The organism is Streptomyces collinus, assembly GCF_031348265.1.
Lineage (GTDB): Bacteria > Actinomycetota > Actinomycetes > Streptomycetales > Streptomycetaceae > Streptomyces > Streptomyces collinus.
In genome coordinates, this window is record NZ_CP133771.1 from 2,157,483 (window position 1) to 2,171,611 (window position 14,129).

Below are 14,129 nucleotides of genomic sequence, written 5' to 3' on the forward strand. Positions count from 1 at the left end.
TGACAGCGGGCTCTGATCAGCGGTTCTGCGGGGTGCGGGACCCTCGGTGCTCCACGGTGCGGCGGGGACGGAACCTCAGGCGGTGGGCGGAGTGGCGGACGTGGGTGTGGGCGGGGATGCCGGGCTTCTGCTCGACGGGGGCGACGGCGGGTTTCCCCATGACCATCAGCGGGTCGAACATCACCACGACGCCCGCGAGGAGCAGGAACGCGAGCGGGCCGATCAGCATGGGTGCGAGCAGGGCCGCGGGCGACTCTCCCGAAGCGGGTTCGGCCGTGCCGTGCAGGTGGACGCTGAGGGCGGCCATGCCGGTGTAGTGCATGCCGCTGACGGCGAGGCCCATGACGAGACTGGCGCCCACGCTCCACAGGAAGCCCCGGACCTGCCCGGCGGCCCACAGGGCGGCGGTGGCCGCGCCCATGGCGATGGCGACGGAGATGCCGACGGTGACGGTGTTGTACTCCAGCTTTCCGTCCAGGCTCATGCTGGCCATGCCCAGGTAGTGCATCGACGCGATGCCGAGGCCTGTGATGGTGCCGCCGGTGAACAGGGCCGTACCGCGGGCTCCCTTGTAGCCGACGCTGAAGATCCCGACACCCACCATGACGATCGCAACGGCCAGGCTCGCGAAGGTCATCGCCTTGTCGTAGTGGATCGGGGTCCCGCGGACCGTGAATCCCATCATCGCGACGAAGTGCATGGTCCATATGCCGGAGCCGATGGCGGCGGAGCCGAGCGCGAGCCAGCCGGGGCGCCAGGAATGGGAGACGAGCATCGATCTCGTGGTGCAGCGCAGGCCCAGAGCGCCGCCGAGGCAGGCCATGAAGTAGGCCACGAGGGGTGTGACCAGGCCATAGCTGAATCCGTCGATCGTGCCCTGCATGCGCGGCTGCCCTTCCCGCCCGTGTACGTCCCGGAATTCCTGATGTGCGCCCCCTCCCAGGACCGCACGAGCGGTCAGGGTTGACGCAGAGAGTATGACCCCCACCGGAATGGTCGAACGACTTTCCGGCAAAGAAACACGCCCCTGCCGCAGTTGTGCGGTACCAGTGAGCGGAGTTGGGAGATCTCCGTTCAACGTGTGGTCATCCTGTACCCCTCTCGCGTTGACCCTCTGCTGTCACAGTTGTGCTGTCTGTGATGTCGCCGATCGCTCGTCGCGAGGAGTACGCATGCACGCGCGCGCTGTTGCCGCCTCCACCACCGCATTCCTGGGGACCGCCGCACTGTTGTTCCCCGCCTCCCCCGCGCGTGCTGCGGGAACCAGCACGTCGCCGCTGGTCATCGCACACCGGGGCGCCTCCGCATACGCGCCCGAGAACACCCTGGCAGCCGTGGACAGAGCGGCGGAACTGGGCATCCGCTGGGTGGAGAACGATGTGCAGCGGACCAGGGACGGCGAGCTGGTCGTCCTCCACGACGACAACCTGCGGCGCACCACCGACGCCGAGGAGGTCTTCCCCGGCCGGGCTCCCTGGAAGGTGAAGGACTTCACCGCTGCGGAGATCGCCCGGCTGGACGCGGGCAGCTGGTTCGGACCCGCGTACGCGGGCGCGCGCGTGCCGACGCTGGAGCAGTTCGTGCACCGATTGGAGCGGCATCACCAGAAGCTTCTCCTGGAGATCAAGAACCCCAAGCTGTACCCCGGCATCGAGCGGCAGACGCTGAAGGTCCTCAGCAACGAGGGCTGGCTCGACCGGTCGCATGTGGCGGGCCGGCTGATCGTGCAGAGCTTCAGCGCGGACAGCGTGCGGACCGTGCACGAGCTGAAGCCCGGTGTGAAGACGGGCCTCCTGGGGGCTCCGCGCGGGTCGGACCTGCTCGACGTCGCCGAGTTCGCCGACCAGATCAACCCCTCGCACGGCTCGCTCTCCCGGGCGTACGTGTCCTTGGTGCAGGCGTTCGACGGACCGCACGGCCGCCGTCTGGAGGTCTTCGCCTGGACGGTCGACGACGCGAGGACGGCCCGACGGATCGCCGGGTACGGGGTCGACGGGATCATCACGAACAGGCCGGATGTGGTGCGGAAGGCCGTGGGCGGCTGATCCCGCGCGCCGGGCGTGGCGGCGTTGTCAGTGGCGGGTCCTACTGTGGGGCGCATGGACAGCCAAGGGCAGGCCGAGCCGCCGGTGGTGTGGGCGGTCGTCGAGAGCGGGATCGGGCCGTTGCTGCTGGCCGCGAGCCGGGAAGGCCTGGTCAACGTCGTGTTCCACGCCACGGACGCAGTGCGGGACAAGGCCGTCGAGCGGCTGGCGGCGCGGCTGGGCACCGAGCCCGTCGAGGCGCCCGGCTCCCCGCTGCTGGCCGAGGCGATACGCCAGTTCAAGGCGTACTTCGCGGGTGAGCGACGCGACTTCGACCTGCCGCTCGACTGGTCGCTGATCTCCGGCTTCAACCGGGAGGTCCTGCGCGAGCTGGCCTCTGGTGTGCCGTACGGCCAGGTCGTCGGGTACGGCGACCTGGCCGGGCGGGTCGGCCAGCCGGGCGCCGCCCAGGCCGTGGGCATGGCTATGGGCGCCAATCCGCTGCCGGTGGTGGTGCCCTGTCACCGGGTCGTCGAGAGCGGCGGCGGCATCGGCGGCTTCGGCGGCGGCCTGGAGACCAAGCGGAGGCTGCTCGCCCTGGAAGGGGTGCTCCCCGAGCCGCTCTTCTGATGCGGCGACCCACGGCCCGGTCGGTCGCTGTGCCGGGCCGGGGCCGTCATCGTGCCTGGCCTGGTCGGTCGTGCTGCCGGGCCGGGGCCGTCATCGTGCTGGTCCGGTCAGTCGTGGTGCCGGGTCTGGTCAGTCGTAGTGCCTGGCTTCGAAGACGTTGCCGTCCGGATCGCGGAAGTAGAAGCTGCGCGTGGCCTTGCCCCGGGCCCCGAAGGAGCCGTGCGCGAGCTCGGACATCGGTACGGAGTGGTCCGTCAGCCGGCCCAGGAGGGCGTCGAAGTCGCCGCGAGGCAGCGACAGGCAGACGTGATTGACCGGATGCCCCGCGCTGTCGACGGAGCCGGGCAGCATCCTCATGCGCTCCGCGAAGCTCAGCGGCATGAGGTCCAGGATGGTCTCGTCGTTGACCCGCACGGACGGGAACGGCACTTCACCCGCAGCGAACTCCGCGAGCCTGACGGCCTCCATGCCGACGGCCTTCTCATAGAAGTCGACGGCGGCGAGCGGGTCGCGCACCCAGAGGACGACGTGGTCGAGACGCGGTATGTGATCCGTCATGCACTCCAGGCTCGTGACGACACCGTCGGCCCGCAAGGGTTTGGCCCGGCGCGCCGCCCGCCAGAGATGAGGGAGGGGAACGACTGACCGACCGACAGGAGGCAGGCGCGTGGTGCTGGTGGTGTCCGAGGAAGTGCGGGAAGCGATCGACGCGCGTCGGCCTGTCGTGGCCCTGGAGTCCACGATCATCGCCCATGGGCTGCCGCGGCCGCGCAATCTCCAGGTCGCGCTGGAGCTGGAGACGGCCGTGCGGCAGGAGGGCGCGGTGCCCGCCACGATCGCCGTGCTGGACGGACGTCCTCATGTGGGCCTGGACAAGGAGCAGCTGGAACGCGTCGCGAACGAGGACGGAATCCGCAAGCTGGGCCACCGTGACCTGCCCCTCGCGGTGGCGTCGGGGGCGAGCGGGGCGACCACGGTGTCGGCGACCGCGCTGCTGGCGGCGCTGGCGGGCGTGCGGGTCTTCGCGACCGGTGGGCTCGGCGGGGTACACCGGGAGTGGACGGTGACGCAGGACGAGTCCGCCGACCTGGGGCTGCTGGCGCGCACGCGCATCACGGTGGTGTGCGCCGGGGTGAAGTCGATCCTGGACGTGCCGGCGACCCTGCAGCGGCTGGAGACGCTGGGTGTCGCGGTGGCCGGCTACGGCACGGACCGCTTCCCCGGCTTCTACCTCTCCGACTCGGGGCATCCGGTGGACTGGACGCTGGGGAGGCCGGAGCAGGTGGCGGACGTCATGGTGGCCCAGGACGCGCTCGGCGGGCCGGAGTCGGCGCTGATCGTCGCCAACCCCGTCCCCGAGGAGGAGCAGCTCGATCCGGACCTGCACGCACGCGTGCTCGCGGACGCACTGCACGCCTGTGAGGAGCAGGGGATCACCGGCCAGGCGGTCACACCCTTCCTGCTCGACTATCTGGTCCGGCACACGGACGGCGCCTCCCTCAGCGCCAACCTGGCGGCGGTCCGCGGCAACGTGCGCCTGGCCGCGCGGATCGCGGCGGCCTGGGCCCGGGGATGACGGCGGACGGCGGGACCGGGCAGGGAGGGGGAAGGGGCTCAGGGGGAACGGACTCCGCGGCCAGGGGCACCGGGGGTACGGGACCCGGGGGTACGGGCACCGGGGATACAGGCTCCGGGGATACGGGTTCTGTAGGTACGGGCGCGTCGGTGGCCCGGGGGTTGCTGGTTGTCGGGGACGTCATCACGGATGTCGTCGCGCGGCACGCGGGGCCGCTCGCGGCCGGCACGGACACGACTGCGTCGATCCGGACGGTGGCGGGCGGTGCGGGCGCCAACGTGGCGTGCTGGGCAGCCCACCGGGGAGCGGCGGACGTACGGCTGCTCGGGCGGGTCGGGACGGATGCGGCTGCCTGGCACGAGCGGGAGCTGGTCATCCAGGGGGTGCGGCCGCAGCTCGTCGTCGACCCACTGGCGCCGACCGGCACGGTGATCTGCATGGTCGACGGGGGCTCTGCGGCGGAGCGGACGTTCCTCACCGACAGCGGCGCTTCAGGGCGGCTCGGGCCCTCCGACTGGTCGGACGCGCTGCTCGACGGCGTGGCCCGGCTGCACCTGTCGGGCTACCTCCTGTTCTCCGAGTCGAGCCGGGCTCTCGTGACCGTGGCCCTGGAAGCCGCCCGCTCGCGTGGAGTGCCGGTGAGTCTCGACCCGGCTTCGGCCGGGTTCCTCGCGGGGCTGGGCGCCGAGCGGTTCCTGGCGCTCGTCGAGGGCGTGGACGTACTGCTGCCCAGCCGGGACGAGGCGTGCCTGCTGACCGGGCTGGCGGACGCGGCCGAGGCGGCAGCCGAGCTGAGCCTGCGGGTGCCGCTGGTCGTCGCCAAGCAGGGGCACGAGGGAGCGGTCGTGGCCCGCAAGGGGAAGGTACGCGCACGCGTTCCGGCCGCACCGGCGACGCCACGGGACACGACGGGCGCCGGTGATGCCTTCACCGGCGCGTTCCTCGCCGCCCTGCTCGCTGGTGCCGGCCCGGAGGATGCCGCGGCGGAGGGCTGCCGGGCGGGCGCGCGAGCGGTGGAACGGGTGGGCGGCAGACCGCCCCTGCCCGGCTAACCACCCCTGCCGCTCCCTCGTTACGGCTTCCGCCCCCACGCCGAGATCATCGGCGCCGTCGTCAGATCGAGCGCACCGGACGTGACGTTCCCGAGGTGCCGGTCGATCTCCTGGTCGGTGGCGAGGCCCGCCGTGACGAGCTGGTCGCGGATCTGCCGGATCGTGACGGACTCCAGGGCCGCACAGTCCGGCGAAGTGAGGGGGAAGTAGGCGTCGGCCTGGACCCGGGCCAGTCCGGCGTCCCGGAGCAGCCGCGGCAGGGTGCGGCCGCACGGCAGGTCGGTCCCGCGATCGGCGAGCAGTCTGCGGAAGCCCTGCCGCAGCCGGTTCGCGAGCTGCTGTTCGGGGCCGTACTCGTCGGGGCAGAGCAGGGGCTGAAGGGCAGGGTCGGCGTCCTCGACGAGCAGGCGGCCACCGGGGCGCAGCGCCTTGACCATGGACCGCAACGCCCGTTCCCTGTCGGTCACATGGACGAGGGCCAGGCGGGCGTGCACCAGGTCGAAGCCCTCCCGCGGCGGCTCCTGGGCGCCGAGCTCGTGGGCCCGCACCTCGACGGGTGGCCGGGCCGCGGAGGCGAGCCGTGAGGTGTCGGTGTCGGTCGCGACGACGCGTCCGGTCGGGCCGACCTTCTTCGCCAGCCAGGACACCACGGTGGTACCGGCGCCGACCTCCCAGCACCGCCAGCCGGATCCGACGCCGAGCGCATCGAGGTGCCGGAACGTCGTGGGATCGAAGAGAGCGGCGAAGGCGCTGAAGTGCTCTGTCTCCTCGGTCTGCCGGTTGTCGAGGAGGTACCCGTCGATTCGCGTCATGCCTAGATCATCCCAGTTGTCCGACTTATCCGTACCCGTCGACGCTCCGGCACGGAGCCTCGCTTCCGCACGGAACCCCGCTTCGGACGCCTCCCTGCCGAGAACCGGTCGGTACGCGAATGCGTCGATGCAGCAGGGCCACGGGCCCGGGAGCGTCGTCCGTCCACAGCCGGGAACCAAGCGGAATGAGTCGTTTCCACAGGCTTACCCGCAGCTCACGCAGGCCTGGCAGACTGGCGCGGCAAGGCGCAGGAACGGCGCGAATGGTTCCACGCAAGGAGATCCGGATGTCCATGGCAGGGAATCTGCGGAAGGTCACGAGCCTCGGCGGCGTCGGCGGCCTTCGCAAGGTGGCTCGGCTGGCCCGGCGGCGCCCGCGCGTCGACCTGAGCCACCCGGCCCGGTCCCCGCTGGGCTCCTCGGTGGTGAACTGCGTGACGTACCGGGATGGCGTCCGCACCCCCGCGCGCGGCGATCTGGTGGACACCGTGCAGCGGGTGCGCAAGAGCCGGGAGGGCTTCGTCTGGCTCGGTCTGCACGAGCCCACCGACCAGGAGTTCGCGGGCATCGCCGAACTCTTCGACCTGCACCCGCTGGCCGTCGAGGACGCGATCGAAGCGCACCAGCGCCCCAAGCTGGAGCGCTACGGCGAGACGCTCTTCGCGGTGTTCAAGACGGTCTGCTACGTCGAGCACGAGGAACTGACGGCCACCAGCGAGGTGGTCAACACCGGCGAGATCATGCTGTTCGTCGGCGCGGACTTCGTGATCACGGTGCGGCACGGCCGGCACGGCTCGCTCGGCCCGCTGCGCGAGGAGCTGGAGTCCGATCCCGGCCAGCTCGCCAAGGGCCCCTCGGCGGTGCTGCACGCGATCGCGGACCACGTGGTCGACGACTACCTGACCGTCACGGACTCGGTGCACGGGGACATCGACCAGGTCGAGTCGGACGTTTTCTCGGAGTCCGGCGCACGGACGGACCCGGGGCGCATCTACCAGCTCAAGCGTGAACTGCTGGAGCTGAAGCGGGCCGTGGTGCCGCTCAGCCGGCCGCTGGAGGATCTCGCCACCCGGCCGATCCGGGCGGTCGACCCGGAGATACAGGCGTACTTCCGTGACGTCTCGGACCATCTGCTGCGGGCGAAGGAGCAGATCGCCGCCTTCGACGAACTGCTCAACTCCATCCTGCAGGCGCACCTCGCGCAGGTCACGGTCGCACAGAACGAGGACATGCGGAAGATCACGGCGTGGGCCGCGATCGTCGCCGTCCCGACGATGGTCTGCGGGGTCTACGGCATGAACTTCGACCACATGCCGGAGCTGCACTGGCGGTACGGCTACGGCATGGTGATCGGCGTGATATCCGTGGCGTGTTTTGCCCTGTACCGGGGGTTCCGGCGCAGCGGCTGGCTCTGAGGCTGGGAGTGACCCGCGAAGGGGCTTCCTAGCGGCGCTGGGGTGATCCGCGAGGTCAGTGCATGGTGGTCGTGGCGTAGACGCTCTGCGCCCAGGACGCGATCTGGTCCTTCGCAAGATGCCGGGCCAGGTCGGCTTCGCTGATCATGCCGACCAGCCGCTTGTCCTGGATCACGGGCAGCCTGCGGATCCGGTGCTCCCGCATCTCGCGCAGCACCTCACCGACATCGGCGTCCGCCTCGATCCAGCGGGGCGTCCCCTTGGCCATGTCGCCCGCGGTGACCCGGGCGGGGTCGTGGCCCATGGCGACGCAGCCGACGACGATGTCGCGGTCGGTGAGGATGCCGCAGAGCCGCTCGTTCTCATCGCTGATGGGCAGGGCGCCGACGTTCAGTTCACGCATGAGCTGGGCGGCGCGGTCGAGGGTTTCGTGGGCGGGGATCCACTGGGCGCCGCGGTGCATGATGTCTCCGGCGGTGGTCATGGCGTACCTCCCGGTGCCGGACGGCCGGCGCGGCGCAGAACGCACCGCGAGTCCCGGCGCCCCTCATTCTCGTCGGGCCGCCGGATGCCCGCACACGGAAGCCCACACGAGGAGCCCACACGGGAGTCCGCGCAGGGAAACCCGCACGGGAGTGCGCAGAGGAGGTCCGCGCAGGGAAATCCGCACGGGAGTCGCAGGGAAGGTCCGCACAGGCCCAGCCGCCGGCCCGGCATCCGCCCGGCAGCCCCAGGCCCCCAGACTCCCAGGCCCACCCTCCGGACATGGCACCCGCCCGGCCCGGACACCGGGCCCCGGGCTCAGCCGCTCCACGCGGGGCGGTGCGGATCGTCGGCCCGCACCAGGACGTCCGCCGTCCCCACCGGGTCCGTCTCGTGCTCGTAGCGCTCGAAGGCCGGAAGGGTCCAGTGCTCGGCCTCGGGGGTGCGGCGGCGCAGGGCGCCCGGGGAGAGGAGGACGTGAACGCTCAGATCGAAGGGGAACCAGTGCCGAAGGAGGAAGGACCCGTGCAGCAACAGCACGCCGCCGGGCGGGAGTTCGACGTAGGGGCTGCGGGTGGCGCGGTCGGCGGCCGGGTCCCACAGGTCGGGCAGGACGCGGCCCTCGCCGTCGGCTTCGAGCGGGCCGAACACCTCGCGCCACAGGGCGCCGGTGTCGTACCAGCCGTCGTAGTAGGCCTCGACGTCTTGGTGGCCGTATTCGAGCCGTACAGAGGCGGGGCGCAGAAAGCCCTCCGTGCCCACGACGAGCGAGGAGCGGCCGCCTATGCGCAGCGCCTCACCGACCCGCTGGGCGAGGTCTCCCGGGCGGGCGGCGGGGGCCCCGTCGATGGCGATGCGCGGCCAGGGACTGCCGTCGGCGGGCTTCAGGTCGAGCAGGCGCTCGGCGAGCAGGTCGCCGAGCCGTTCCCAGGTGATCGCTTCGAGTCGCACACGGCCCATGATGCGTCAGGCCGGGCAGGAGGCGTCCGGCCCGCGCACCGGGCGGCGCAGGGACCGGATCTCGGCGGGACCGGCGCACGGGAGCGGGTGACCGGATCGCCAGAGTCTGCGGCGGCATGCACAGTTCGCGGCGCCGTGAGGGGGAATGAACCCTCTATGGTCCCCCGCGCGACGCTCCCGCCCCTGACCGGACTTCTCGTCTTCCAGCCCCTCAAGCGGCGGTACTGCGCCGAGTGCCGCCGCGGACCGCTGCCGCTGCTCGCCCTCGAGGACGGCGCCCCGCGCTGCCTCGACTGCGCCGACCTCGGACATCTGGTGTTCCTGCCGAGCGGCGACACCGCGCTGACGCGAAGATCGCGGGAGGAGAGCACGCTGTCGGCGGTGGTCGTGCGGTTCAACCGGCGCAAGAGCCGGTACGAACGGCAGGGAGTCCTGGTCGAGGAGGCGGCGCTCGCGCGGGCCGAACAGCGGTGCCTCGCGGACGCCGAGGCGCGACGGCGGCGCCGGGTGCGGGACGCACGGCGACGGGCGGCTCAGGACGCCCTGTTCGCGCAGGCGTTCGCGGCGGAGATACACCGGCTGTTCCCCGGATGCCCGGCCGCACGGGCGCGGGCCATCGCACTCCACGCCTCGGAGCGGGGCAGCGGGCGGGTGGGCCGCAGCGCGGCGGGGCGCGCGCTGGGCGAGGGCGCGGTGACCTCGGCGGTCGTGGCATCGGTGCGGCATCTGGACACACCGTACGACCGGCTGCTGATGAGCGGAGTGCCCAGACATGAGGCGCGGCGGCGGATCGCGGCGGCGGTGGCGACGGTGCTGCGGGGGTGGACCGAGGCCGGGCTCGGTTCCACGGGGTGACGGACGGGAGGCCCCGGGGGCGTGCCGTCCTGCCGTCGGCACGGCCGTTCGAGGGCCCGTGGACGTTCGCTTATGGCGCCGCGCCGTTCGGCCATGGTCACGGTGCTCGTACGGGAATTCACTGGTGGCGAGGAAGGGTGCCGGGCGGGATCCCGGCTGGACTGCGGGAGAGGGACATGATCGACGGACCGTACTTCGTGTTGACGGTGCTGGGCGTGCTCGGGACCGGCCTGGTGGCCGGGGTGTTCTGCGGGTTCTCGACCTTCGTGATGCGGGGCCTGGGCATGCTGCCACCGGCGCAGGGGGTCGCCGCGATGAAGGCGGTCAACGTGGCGGCTGTGACTCCGCCCTTCATGATCGTGTTCCTCGGGTCGGCGGTGCTGTGCGCGGTGATCGCCGTGGTGACGTTCGTGCTGTGGCCGGACGAGGGGACGGTGGAGCTGCTGGTGGGCAGCGCGCTGTACCTGTTCGGGTCATTCGGGCTGACCATGGTCGCGAACGTGCCGCGCAACGACGCCCTGGCCGAGCTGGAGCCGGGCACTCCGGAGGCGGCGGCGTACTGGCCGGTGTACCTGCGCGAGTGGACACTGTGGAACCACGTCCGTACGGCGGCCTCGGCCGGGGCGGCGCTGGCCTACATGCTGGCGCTCACCTGACGCCCGTACCACTCCGGCCTCGGGCAGGGCGGTGCCGGCGTACGTGCCGGCGCTCACCTGACCCCCGTGTCACGCGGCGGACAGGCACCGGCCGGGCGGCGGACGTATCGTGGCGAAAAGAGTGCCGCCGGCGAGTGAGAAGAGCTCCGCCCGACGCCGCACGGCCTGTCCCCCGCGCACGCAAGGATGACGGCCATGGCCGATCCCAAGGGTTTCCTGACCACGCCCCGCCAGGAATGGCCGCGCCGGCCGGTCGAGGAACGGGCGCGAGACTGGGACGAGGTCTACGTCCCCGGGGCGCTGCTGCCGATCATCAGCAAGCAGGCCGACCGTTGCATGGACTGCGGCATCCCCTTCTGCCACGACGCCTGCCCGCTGGGCAACCTGATCCCCGAGTGGAACGACCTGGTGTCCAGGGAGGACTGGCGGGCGGCCGCCGACCGGCTGCACGCCACGAACAACTTCCCGGAGTTCACCGGCCGGCTGTGCCCCGCGCCGTGCGAGGCGGGGTGTGTGCTGGCGATCAACCAGCCGGCCGTCACCATCAAGAACGTCGAGTGCGCGATCGCCGACCGGGCCTGGGAGGAGGGGTTCGCGCCGCCGAAGCCGCCGGAGCGGCTGTCCGGCAAGACGGTCGCGGTGATCGGTTCGGGCCCGACGGGGCTTGCCGCGGCGCAGCAGCTGACGCGGGCCGGGCACACGGTCGCCGTGTACGAGAGGGACGACCGCCCCGGCGGGCTGATGCGGTACGGCATTCCGGCGTTCAAGATGGAGAAGCACCATCTGGAGCGGCGGCTGGAGCAGATGCGGGCCGAGGGGACGAAGTTCCGGACGTCGACGGCGGTCGGGCGGGACATCGGGGCCGATGAGCTGCGGACCCGCTACGACGCCGTGGTGCTGGCCACGGGCGCGACCGCCTGGCGTGAACTCCCGGTACCGGGGCGGGAACTGACGGGTATTCACCAGGCGATGGAGTACCTGCCGCTGGCCAACCGGGTGCGCGAGGGTGATCTGGAGACGTCCCCGCTGTCGGCAGCCGGGAAGCACGTCGTCATCGTCGGCGGCGGCGACACGGGGGCGGACTGTCTGGGCACGGCCGTCCGGGAGGGCGCGGCGTCCGTCACCCAGCTGGACATCTACGCGCTGCCGGAGGCGGAGCGCGACGAGGACACCGAGCCCTGGCCTACGTACCCGATGCGGATCTACCGGCTGTCCGCCGCCCATGAAGAGGCCCGTGACCTGCGGACCGCACCGGTCGCGCACGCGGATGCGCGGCTGTTCGCGGCGTCCACGCTGCGCTTCGACGGCGACGCCCAGGGACGGGTGTGCTCGCTGCACCTGGTCGAGGTGGACGCACGGCGCCATCCGGTGGAGGGCACCGGGCGGACGCTCCCCGCCGACCTCGTGCTGCTCGCCCTCGGTTTCTCCGGGCCCGACCGGGAAGACGGTCTCGTCGACCAGCTGGGGCTGGAGATGGAGCCGCGCGGGACGATCAGGCGGGACTCCGGGTTCGCCACGAACGTGCCCGGGGTGTTCGCCGCGGGGGACGCGGCCCGGGGGCAGTCGCTCATCGTGTGGGCGATCGCCGAGGGGCGGGCGGTGGCAGCGGCCGTCGACCGTCATCTGACGGGCAGTGCGAGGCTGCCGGCACCGATCGGGCCGTACGACCGGCCCATGGCGGTGTAGCGCTCTGCCACCGGGTGCCCCTGGACGTCACCGCTCGTCGGTCCCGGCGACCTTCCCCGTCGACAGCGCCACCCGGTTCCAGGTGTTGATCGAGCAGATCAGGGCGATCACCTGGGCCAGTTCCCGCTCGTCGAACAGTGCGGCGGCCCGCGCGTACACGTCGTCCGGGACGCCGGAGCCGGCGATGAGGGTCACCGCGTCGGTGAGGGCGAGGGCCGCCTGCTCCCGCTCGGTGAAGAAGTGACGGGCCTCGCGCCACACGGCGACCATGTGCAGCCGGTCCTCGCTCTCGCCGGCCTTGCGGGCGTCGTTGGTGTGCATGTGCAGGCAGTACGCGCAGTGGTTGAGGTGCGAGGAGCGGATCTGGATCAGCTCGACCAGGGCCGGGTCGATGCCCTCGCGGGCGGCGGCGTCGAAGGCGATGAGGGCCCGGAAGGCCTTCGGGGCCGATGCGCCGAACTCCAGCCGGGCGGACGTCGGGTGGGTGCTGCTCGTGTGCGTGGTCGTCGTCATGCCCTTCAACCTACGCGCCGGAAAGACCCGTTGTAGGGTGCACTTCCATGGTGGAATCGTGGGTCAATTCCGCGGAGCGGATCGGGTCCGACCTGCATCTGGAGCTGACCGGGCCGGGCGGCCGGCGGGCGGCGCTGATCCGGGGCCTGCGCGAGGCCGTGCGCAGCGGGCGGCTCGCCCCGGGCACGCGGCTGCCGCCGTACCGCTCGCTCGCGGCGGACCTCGGCGTCGCCCGCAACACGGTGGCGGACGCGTACGCGGAACTCGTCGCGGAGGGCTGGCTCACCGCCCGGCAGGGCTCAGGCACCCGGGTCGCGGAGCGCGCCGAGCCGCTGCGGCCCGCCGCTCGCGTGCCCAAGAAGGCACCACCACGCGCGCATGGCCCCCGGCACGATCTGACGCAGGGCACGCCGGACGTCTCGGCGTTCCCGCGCACCGCCTGGCTGGCCTCCTACCGGCGGGCCCTCCAGCAGGCGCCCAACGAGGTGTTCGGGCCGGGCGACCCCGCCGGCCGCCCGGAACTGCGGCAGGCGCTCACCGAGTACCTGGCACGCGCGCGTGGCGTGCGGACCGAGCCGGGCCGGATCGTGATCTGCTCCGGCTTCGCGCACGCGCTGCGGCTGCTGTTCGGCGGTGGCGTCCTGCGCGGTCCCCTGGCGGTGGAGGCGTACGGGCTCGGGTTCCACCGGCAGGTCCTGGCCGCGGCCGGGGTCCGGACGGTACCGCTCCCGCTCGACGAACACGGCGCGCGGATCGACCGGTTGGGGCGCGAGCGGGCCGTGCTGCTCACGCCGGCGCACCAGTTCCCGACCGGCGGCCCGCTGCACCCCACGCGCCGGGCCGCCGTGATCGACTGGGCACGCGCGCGGGACGGACTGGTCCTGGAGGACGACTACGACGGGGAGTTCCGCTACGACCGCAAGCCGGTCGGCGCCGTCCAGGGGCTCGACCCCGAGCGCGTGATCCACATCGGTTCGGTCAGCAAGAGCCTGTCGCCGGCGGTGCGGCTGGGCTGGATGGTGCTCCCGGAGCGGTACGTCGAGGCCGCCTTGGCCGCCAAGGGCGAGCGCGAAGCGTGGGCGAGCGTCCTCGACCAGCTGAGCCTCGCGGACTTCATCGCTTCGGGGTCGTACGACCGGCACGTACGCCGGATGCGGCAGCGCTACCGCGGCCGCCGGGACCGGCTCGTCGCAGCGCTCGCCGAGCACGCGCCGCACATCGAGGCCACCGGCATCGCGGCCGGGCTGCACGCCGTGCTGCGGCTGCCGCCCGGCACCGAGGCGTCCGCGGTCAAGGCCGCCGCCTGGCAGGGCATCGCTTTGGACGGCCTCGCCGCGTTCCGGCACCCGGAGACGGACATGCCGGCCGGCGACGGGCTCGTCGTGGGGTACGCGACCCCCTCCGAGCACGCCTACGGGCCGGCCCTGGAGGCGCTGTGCGGTGCGCTGCCGCCGCCGTGACCGGCCC

15 protein-coding genes are annotated in these 14,129 nt (G+C 72.4%); 9 read left to right on the top strand and 6 right to left on the bottom strand.

The window, feature by feature from the left end; translation table 11 throughout:
• Positions 1-16 precede the first annotated feature (16 nt).
• Positions 17-883, bottom strand: coding sequence for an MHYT domain-containing protein (locus RFN52_RS09685; protein WP_184845101.1), 867 nt, complete (start codon positions 881-883; stop codon positions 17-19).
• Positions 884-1,172: 289 nt separating this feature from the next.
• Between RFN52_RS09685 and RFN52_RS09690 the strand changes: the two genes are divergently transcribed.
• Together RFN52_RS09690 and RFN52_RS09695 are read left to right on the top strand one after the other, a co-directional pair.
• Complete coding sequence (locus tag RFN52_RS09690) at positions 1,173-2,045, top strand: glycerophosphodiester phosphodiesterase (RefSeq protein WP_184845104.1); 873 nt, start codon at positions 1,173-1,175, stop codon at positions 2,043-2,045.
• A gap of 54 nt (positions 2,046-2,099) precedes the next feature.
• A complete protein-coding gene (locus tag RFN52_RS09695; protein ID WP_184845106.1) occupies positions 2,100-2,654 on the top strand; it encodes a methylated-DNA--[protein]-cysteine S-methyltransferase in 555 nt (184 codons plus the stop codon).
• A 129-nt stretch (positions 2,655-2,783) separates the two neighbouring features.
• On the opposite strand, the gene RFN52_RS09700 is transcribed toward RFN52_RS09695, so the two are convergent.
• Positions 2,784-3,212 (bottom strand): VOC family protein, encoded by a 429-nt coding sequence (locus RFN52_RS09700; protein ID WP_184845110.1) that lies wholly within the window; start codon positions 3,210-3,212, stop codon positions 2,784-2,786.
• 109 nt (positions 3,213-3,321) lie between these two features.
• Between RFN52_RS09700 and RFN52_RS09705 the strand changes: the two genes are divergently transcribed.
• The gene (locus tag RFN52_RS09705) at positions 3,322-4,230 is read left to right on the top strand and encodes a pseudouridine-5'-phosphate glycosidase (RefSeq protein WP_184845112.1); all 909 of its coding nucleotides are present in this window, start codon (positions 3,322-3,324) and stop codon (positions 4,228-4,230) included.
• Positions 4,227-5,282 carry a carbohydrate kinase family protein gene (locus tag RFN52_RS09710; protein WP_184845115.1) on the top strand — a complete coding sequence of 352 codons (1,056 nt, stop codon included), beginning with the start codon at positions 4,227-4,229 and terminating at the stop codon, positions 5,280-5,282. The genes RFN52_RS09705 and RFN52_RS09710 overlap by 4 nt, the downstream gene beginning before the upstream one ends.
• Positions 5,283-5,302: 20 nt before the next feature.
• Here RFN52_RS09710 and RFN52_RS09715 read toward each other — a convergent pair whose 3' ends face one another.
• Positions 5,303-6,094 carry a methyltransferase gene (locus RFN52_RS09715; protein WP_184845118.1) on the bottom strand — a complete coding sequence of 264 codons (792 nt, stop codon included), beginning with the start codon at positions 6,092-6,094 and terminating at the stop codon, positions 5,303-5,305.
• A gap of 287 nt (positions 6,095-6,381) precedes the next feature.
• Between RFN52_RS09715 and RFN52_RS09720 the strand changes: the two genes are divergently transcribed.
• A complete protein-coding gene (locus tag RFN52_RS09720) occupies positions 6,382-7,509 on the top strand; it encodes a magnesium and cobalt transport protein CorA (protein ID WP_184845121.1) in 1,128 nt (375 codons plus the stop codon).
• Positions 7,510-7,564: 55 nt separating this feature from the next.
• Here the strand turns inward: RFN52_RS09720 and RFN52_RS09725 are convergent, their stop codons facing one another.
• On the bottom strand, positions 7,565-7,993 hold the full coding sequence (locus RFN52_RS09725; RefSeq protein WP_184845124.1) for a CBS domain-containing protein: 429 nt from the start codon (positions 7,991-7,993) through the stop codon (positions 7,565-7,567).
• Between the two features lie 317 nt (positions 7,994-8,310).
• Complete coding sequence (locus RFN52_RS09730) at positions 8,311-8,952, bottom strand: nucleoside/nucleotide kinase family protein (RefSeq protein WP_184845127.1); 642 nt, start codon at positions 8,950-8,952, stop codon at positions 8,311-8,313.
• Between the two features lie 156 nt (positions 8,953-9,108).
• On the opposite strand from RFN52_RS09730, the gene RFN52_RS09735 reads away from it, so the two are divergent.
• From RFN52_RS09735 to RFN52_RS09745, 3 genes are all read left to right on the top strand, one after another.
• Positions 9,109-9,807 carry a DUF2293 domain-containing protein gene (locus tag RFN52_RS09735; protein ID WP_184845130.1) on the top strand — a complete coding sequence of 233 codons (699 nt, stop codon included), beginning with the start codon at positions 9,109-9,111 and terminating at the stop codon, positions 9,805-9,807.
• A 176-nt stretch (positions 9,808-9,983) separates the two neighbouring features.
• On the top strand, positions 9,984-10,463 hold the full coding sequence (locus RFN52_RS09740; protein WP_184845133.1) for an anthrone oxygenase family protein: 480 nt from the start codon (positions 9,984-9,986) through the stop codon (positions 10,461-10,463).
• Between the two features lie 195 nt (positions 10,464-10,658).
• On the top strand, positions 10,659-12,149 hold the full coding sequence (locus RFN52_RS09745; protein WP_184845136.1) for a glutamate synthase subunit beta: 1,491 nt from the start codon (positions 10,659-10,661) through the stop codon (positions 12,147-12,149).
• Positions 12,150-12,176: 27 nt separating this feature from the next.
• Here RFN52_RS09745 and RFN52_RS09750 read toward each other — a convergent pair whose 3' ends face one another.
• Positions 12,177-12,662: a carboxymuconolactone decarboxylase family protein gene (locus tag RFN52_RS09750; RefSeq protein WP_184845139.1), complete on the bottom strand. Its 486-nt coding sequence runs from the start codon at positions 12,660-12,662 to the stop codon at positions 12,177-12,179.
• Between the two features lie 47 nt (positions 12,663-12,709).
• On the opposite strand from RFN52_RS09750, the gene pdxR reads away from it, so the two are divergent.
• Positions 12,710-14,122, top strand: a complete 1,413-nt coding sequence (gene pdxR, locus RFN52_RS09755) for a MocR-like pyridoxine biosynthesis transcription factor PdxR (RefSeq protein ID WP_184845142.1) — start codon at positions 12,710-12,712, stop codon at positions 14,120-14,122.
• The last annotated feature ends 7 nt before the right edge of the window (positions 14,123-14,129 follow it).

Excerpts from the sequence above, each read along its gene's own strand:
- RFN52_RS09715 (WP_184845118.1), bottom strand. The coding sequence starts at position 6,094 with ATGACGCGAATCGACGGGTACCTCCTCGACAACCGGCAGACCGAGGAG.
- RFN52_RS09740 (WP_184845133.1), top strand. The coding sequence starts at position 9,984 with ATGATCGACGGACCGTACTTCGTGTTGACGGTGCTGGGCGTGCTCGGG.
- RFN52_RS09700 (WP_184845110.1), bottom strand. The coding sequence starts at position 3,212 with ATGACGGATCACATACCGCGTCTCGACCACGTCGTCCTCTGGGTGCGC.
- RFN52_RS09685 (WP_184845101.1), bottom strand. The coding sequence starts at position 883 with ATGCAGGGCACGATCGACGGATTCAGCTATGGCCTGGTCACACCCCTC.
- RFN52_RS09750 (WP_184845139.1), bottom strand. The coding sequence starts at position 12,662 with ATGACGACGACCACGCACACGAGCAGCACCCACCCGACGTCCGCCCGG.
- RFN52_RS09690 (WP_184845104.1), top strand. The coding sequence starts at position 1,173 with ATGCACGCGCGCGCTGTTGCCGCCTCCACCACCGCATTCCTGGGGACC.
- RFN52_RS09745 (WP_184845136.1), top strand. The coding sequence starts at position 10,659 with ATGGCCGATCCCAAGGGTTTCCTGACCACGCCCCGCCAGGAATGGCCG.
- RFN52_RS09695 (WP_184845106.1), top strand. The coding sequence starts at position 2,100 with ATGGACAGCCAAGGGCAGGCCGAGCCGCCGGTGGTGTGGGCGGTCGTC.
- RFN52_RS09735 (WP_184845130.1), top strand. The coding sequence starts at position 9,109 with ATGGTCCCCCGCGCGACGCTCCCGCCCCTGACCGGACTTCTCGTCTTC.
- RFN52_RS09725 (WP_184845124.1), bottom strand. The coding sequence starts at position 7,993 with ATGACCACCGCCGGAGACATCATGCACCGCGGCGCCCAGTGGATCCCC.
- RFN52_RS09730 (WP_184845127.1), bottom strand. The coding sequence starts at position 8,952 with ATGGGCCGTGTGCGACTCGAAGCGATCACCTGGGAACGGCTCGGCGAC.
- RFN52_RS09710 (WP_184845115.1), top strand. The coding sequence starts at position 4,227 with ATGACGGCGGACGGCGGGACCGGGCAGGGAGGGGGAAGGGGCTCAGGG.
- pdxR (WP_184845142.1), top strand. The coding sequence starts at position 12,710 with ATGGTGGAATCGTGGGTCAATTCCGCGGAGCGGATCGGGTCCGACCTG.
- RFN52_RS09720 (WP_184845121.1), top strand. The coding sequence starts at position 6,382 with ATGTCCATGGCAGGGAATCTGCGGAAGGTCACGAGCCTCGGCGGCGTC.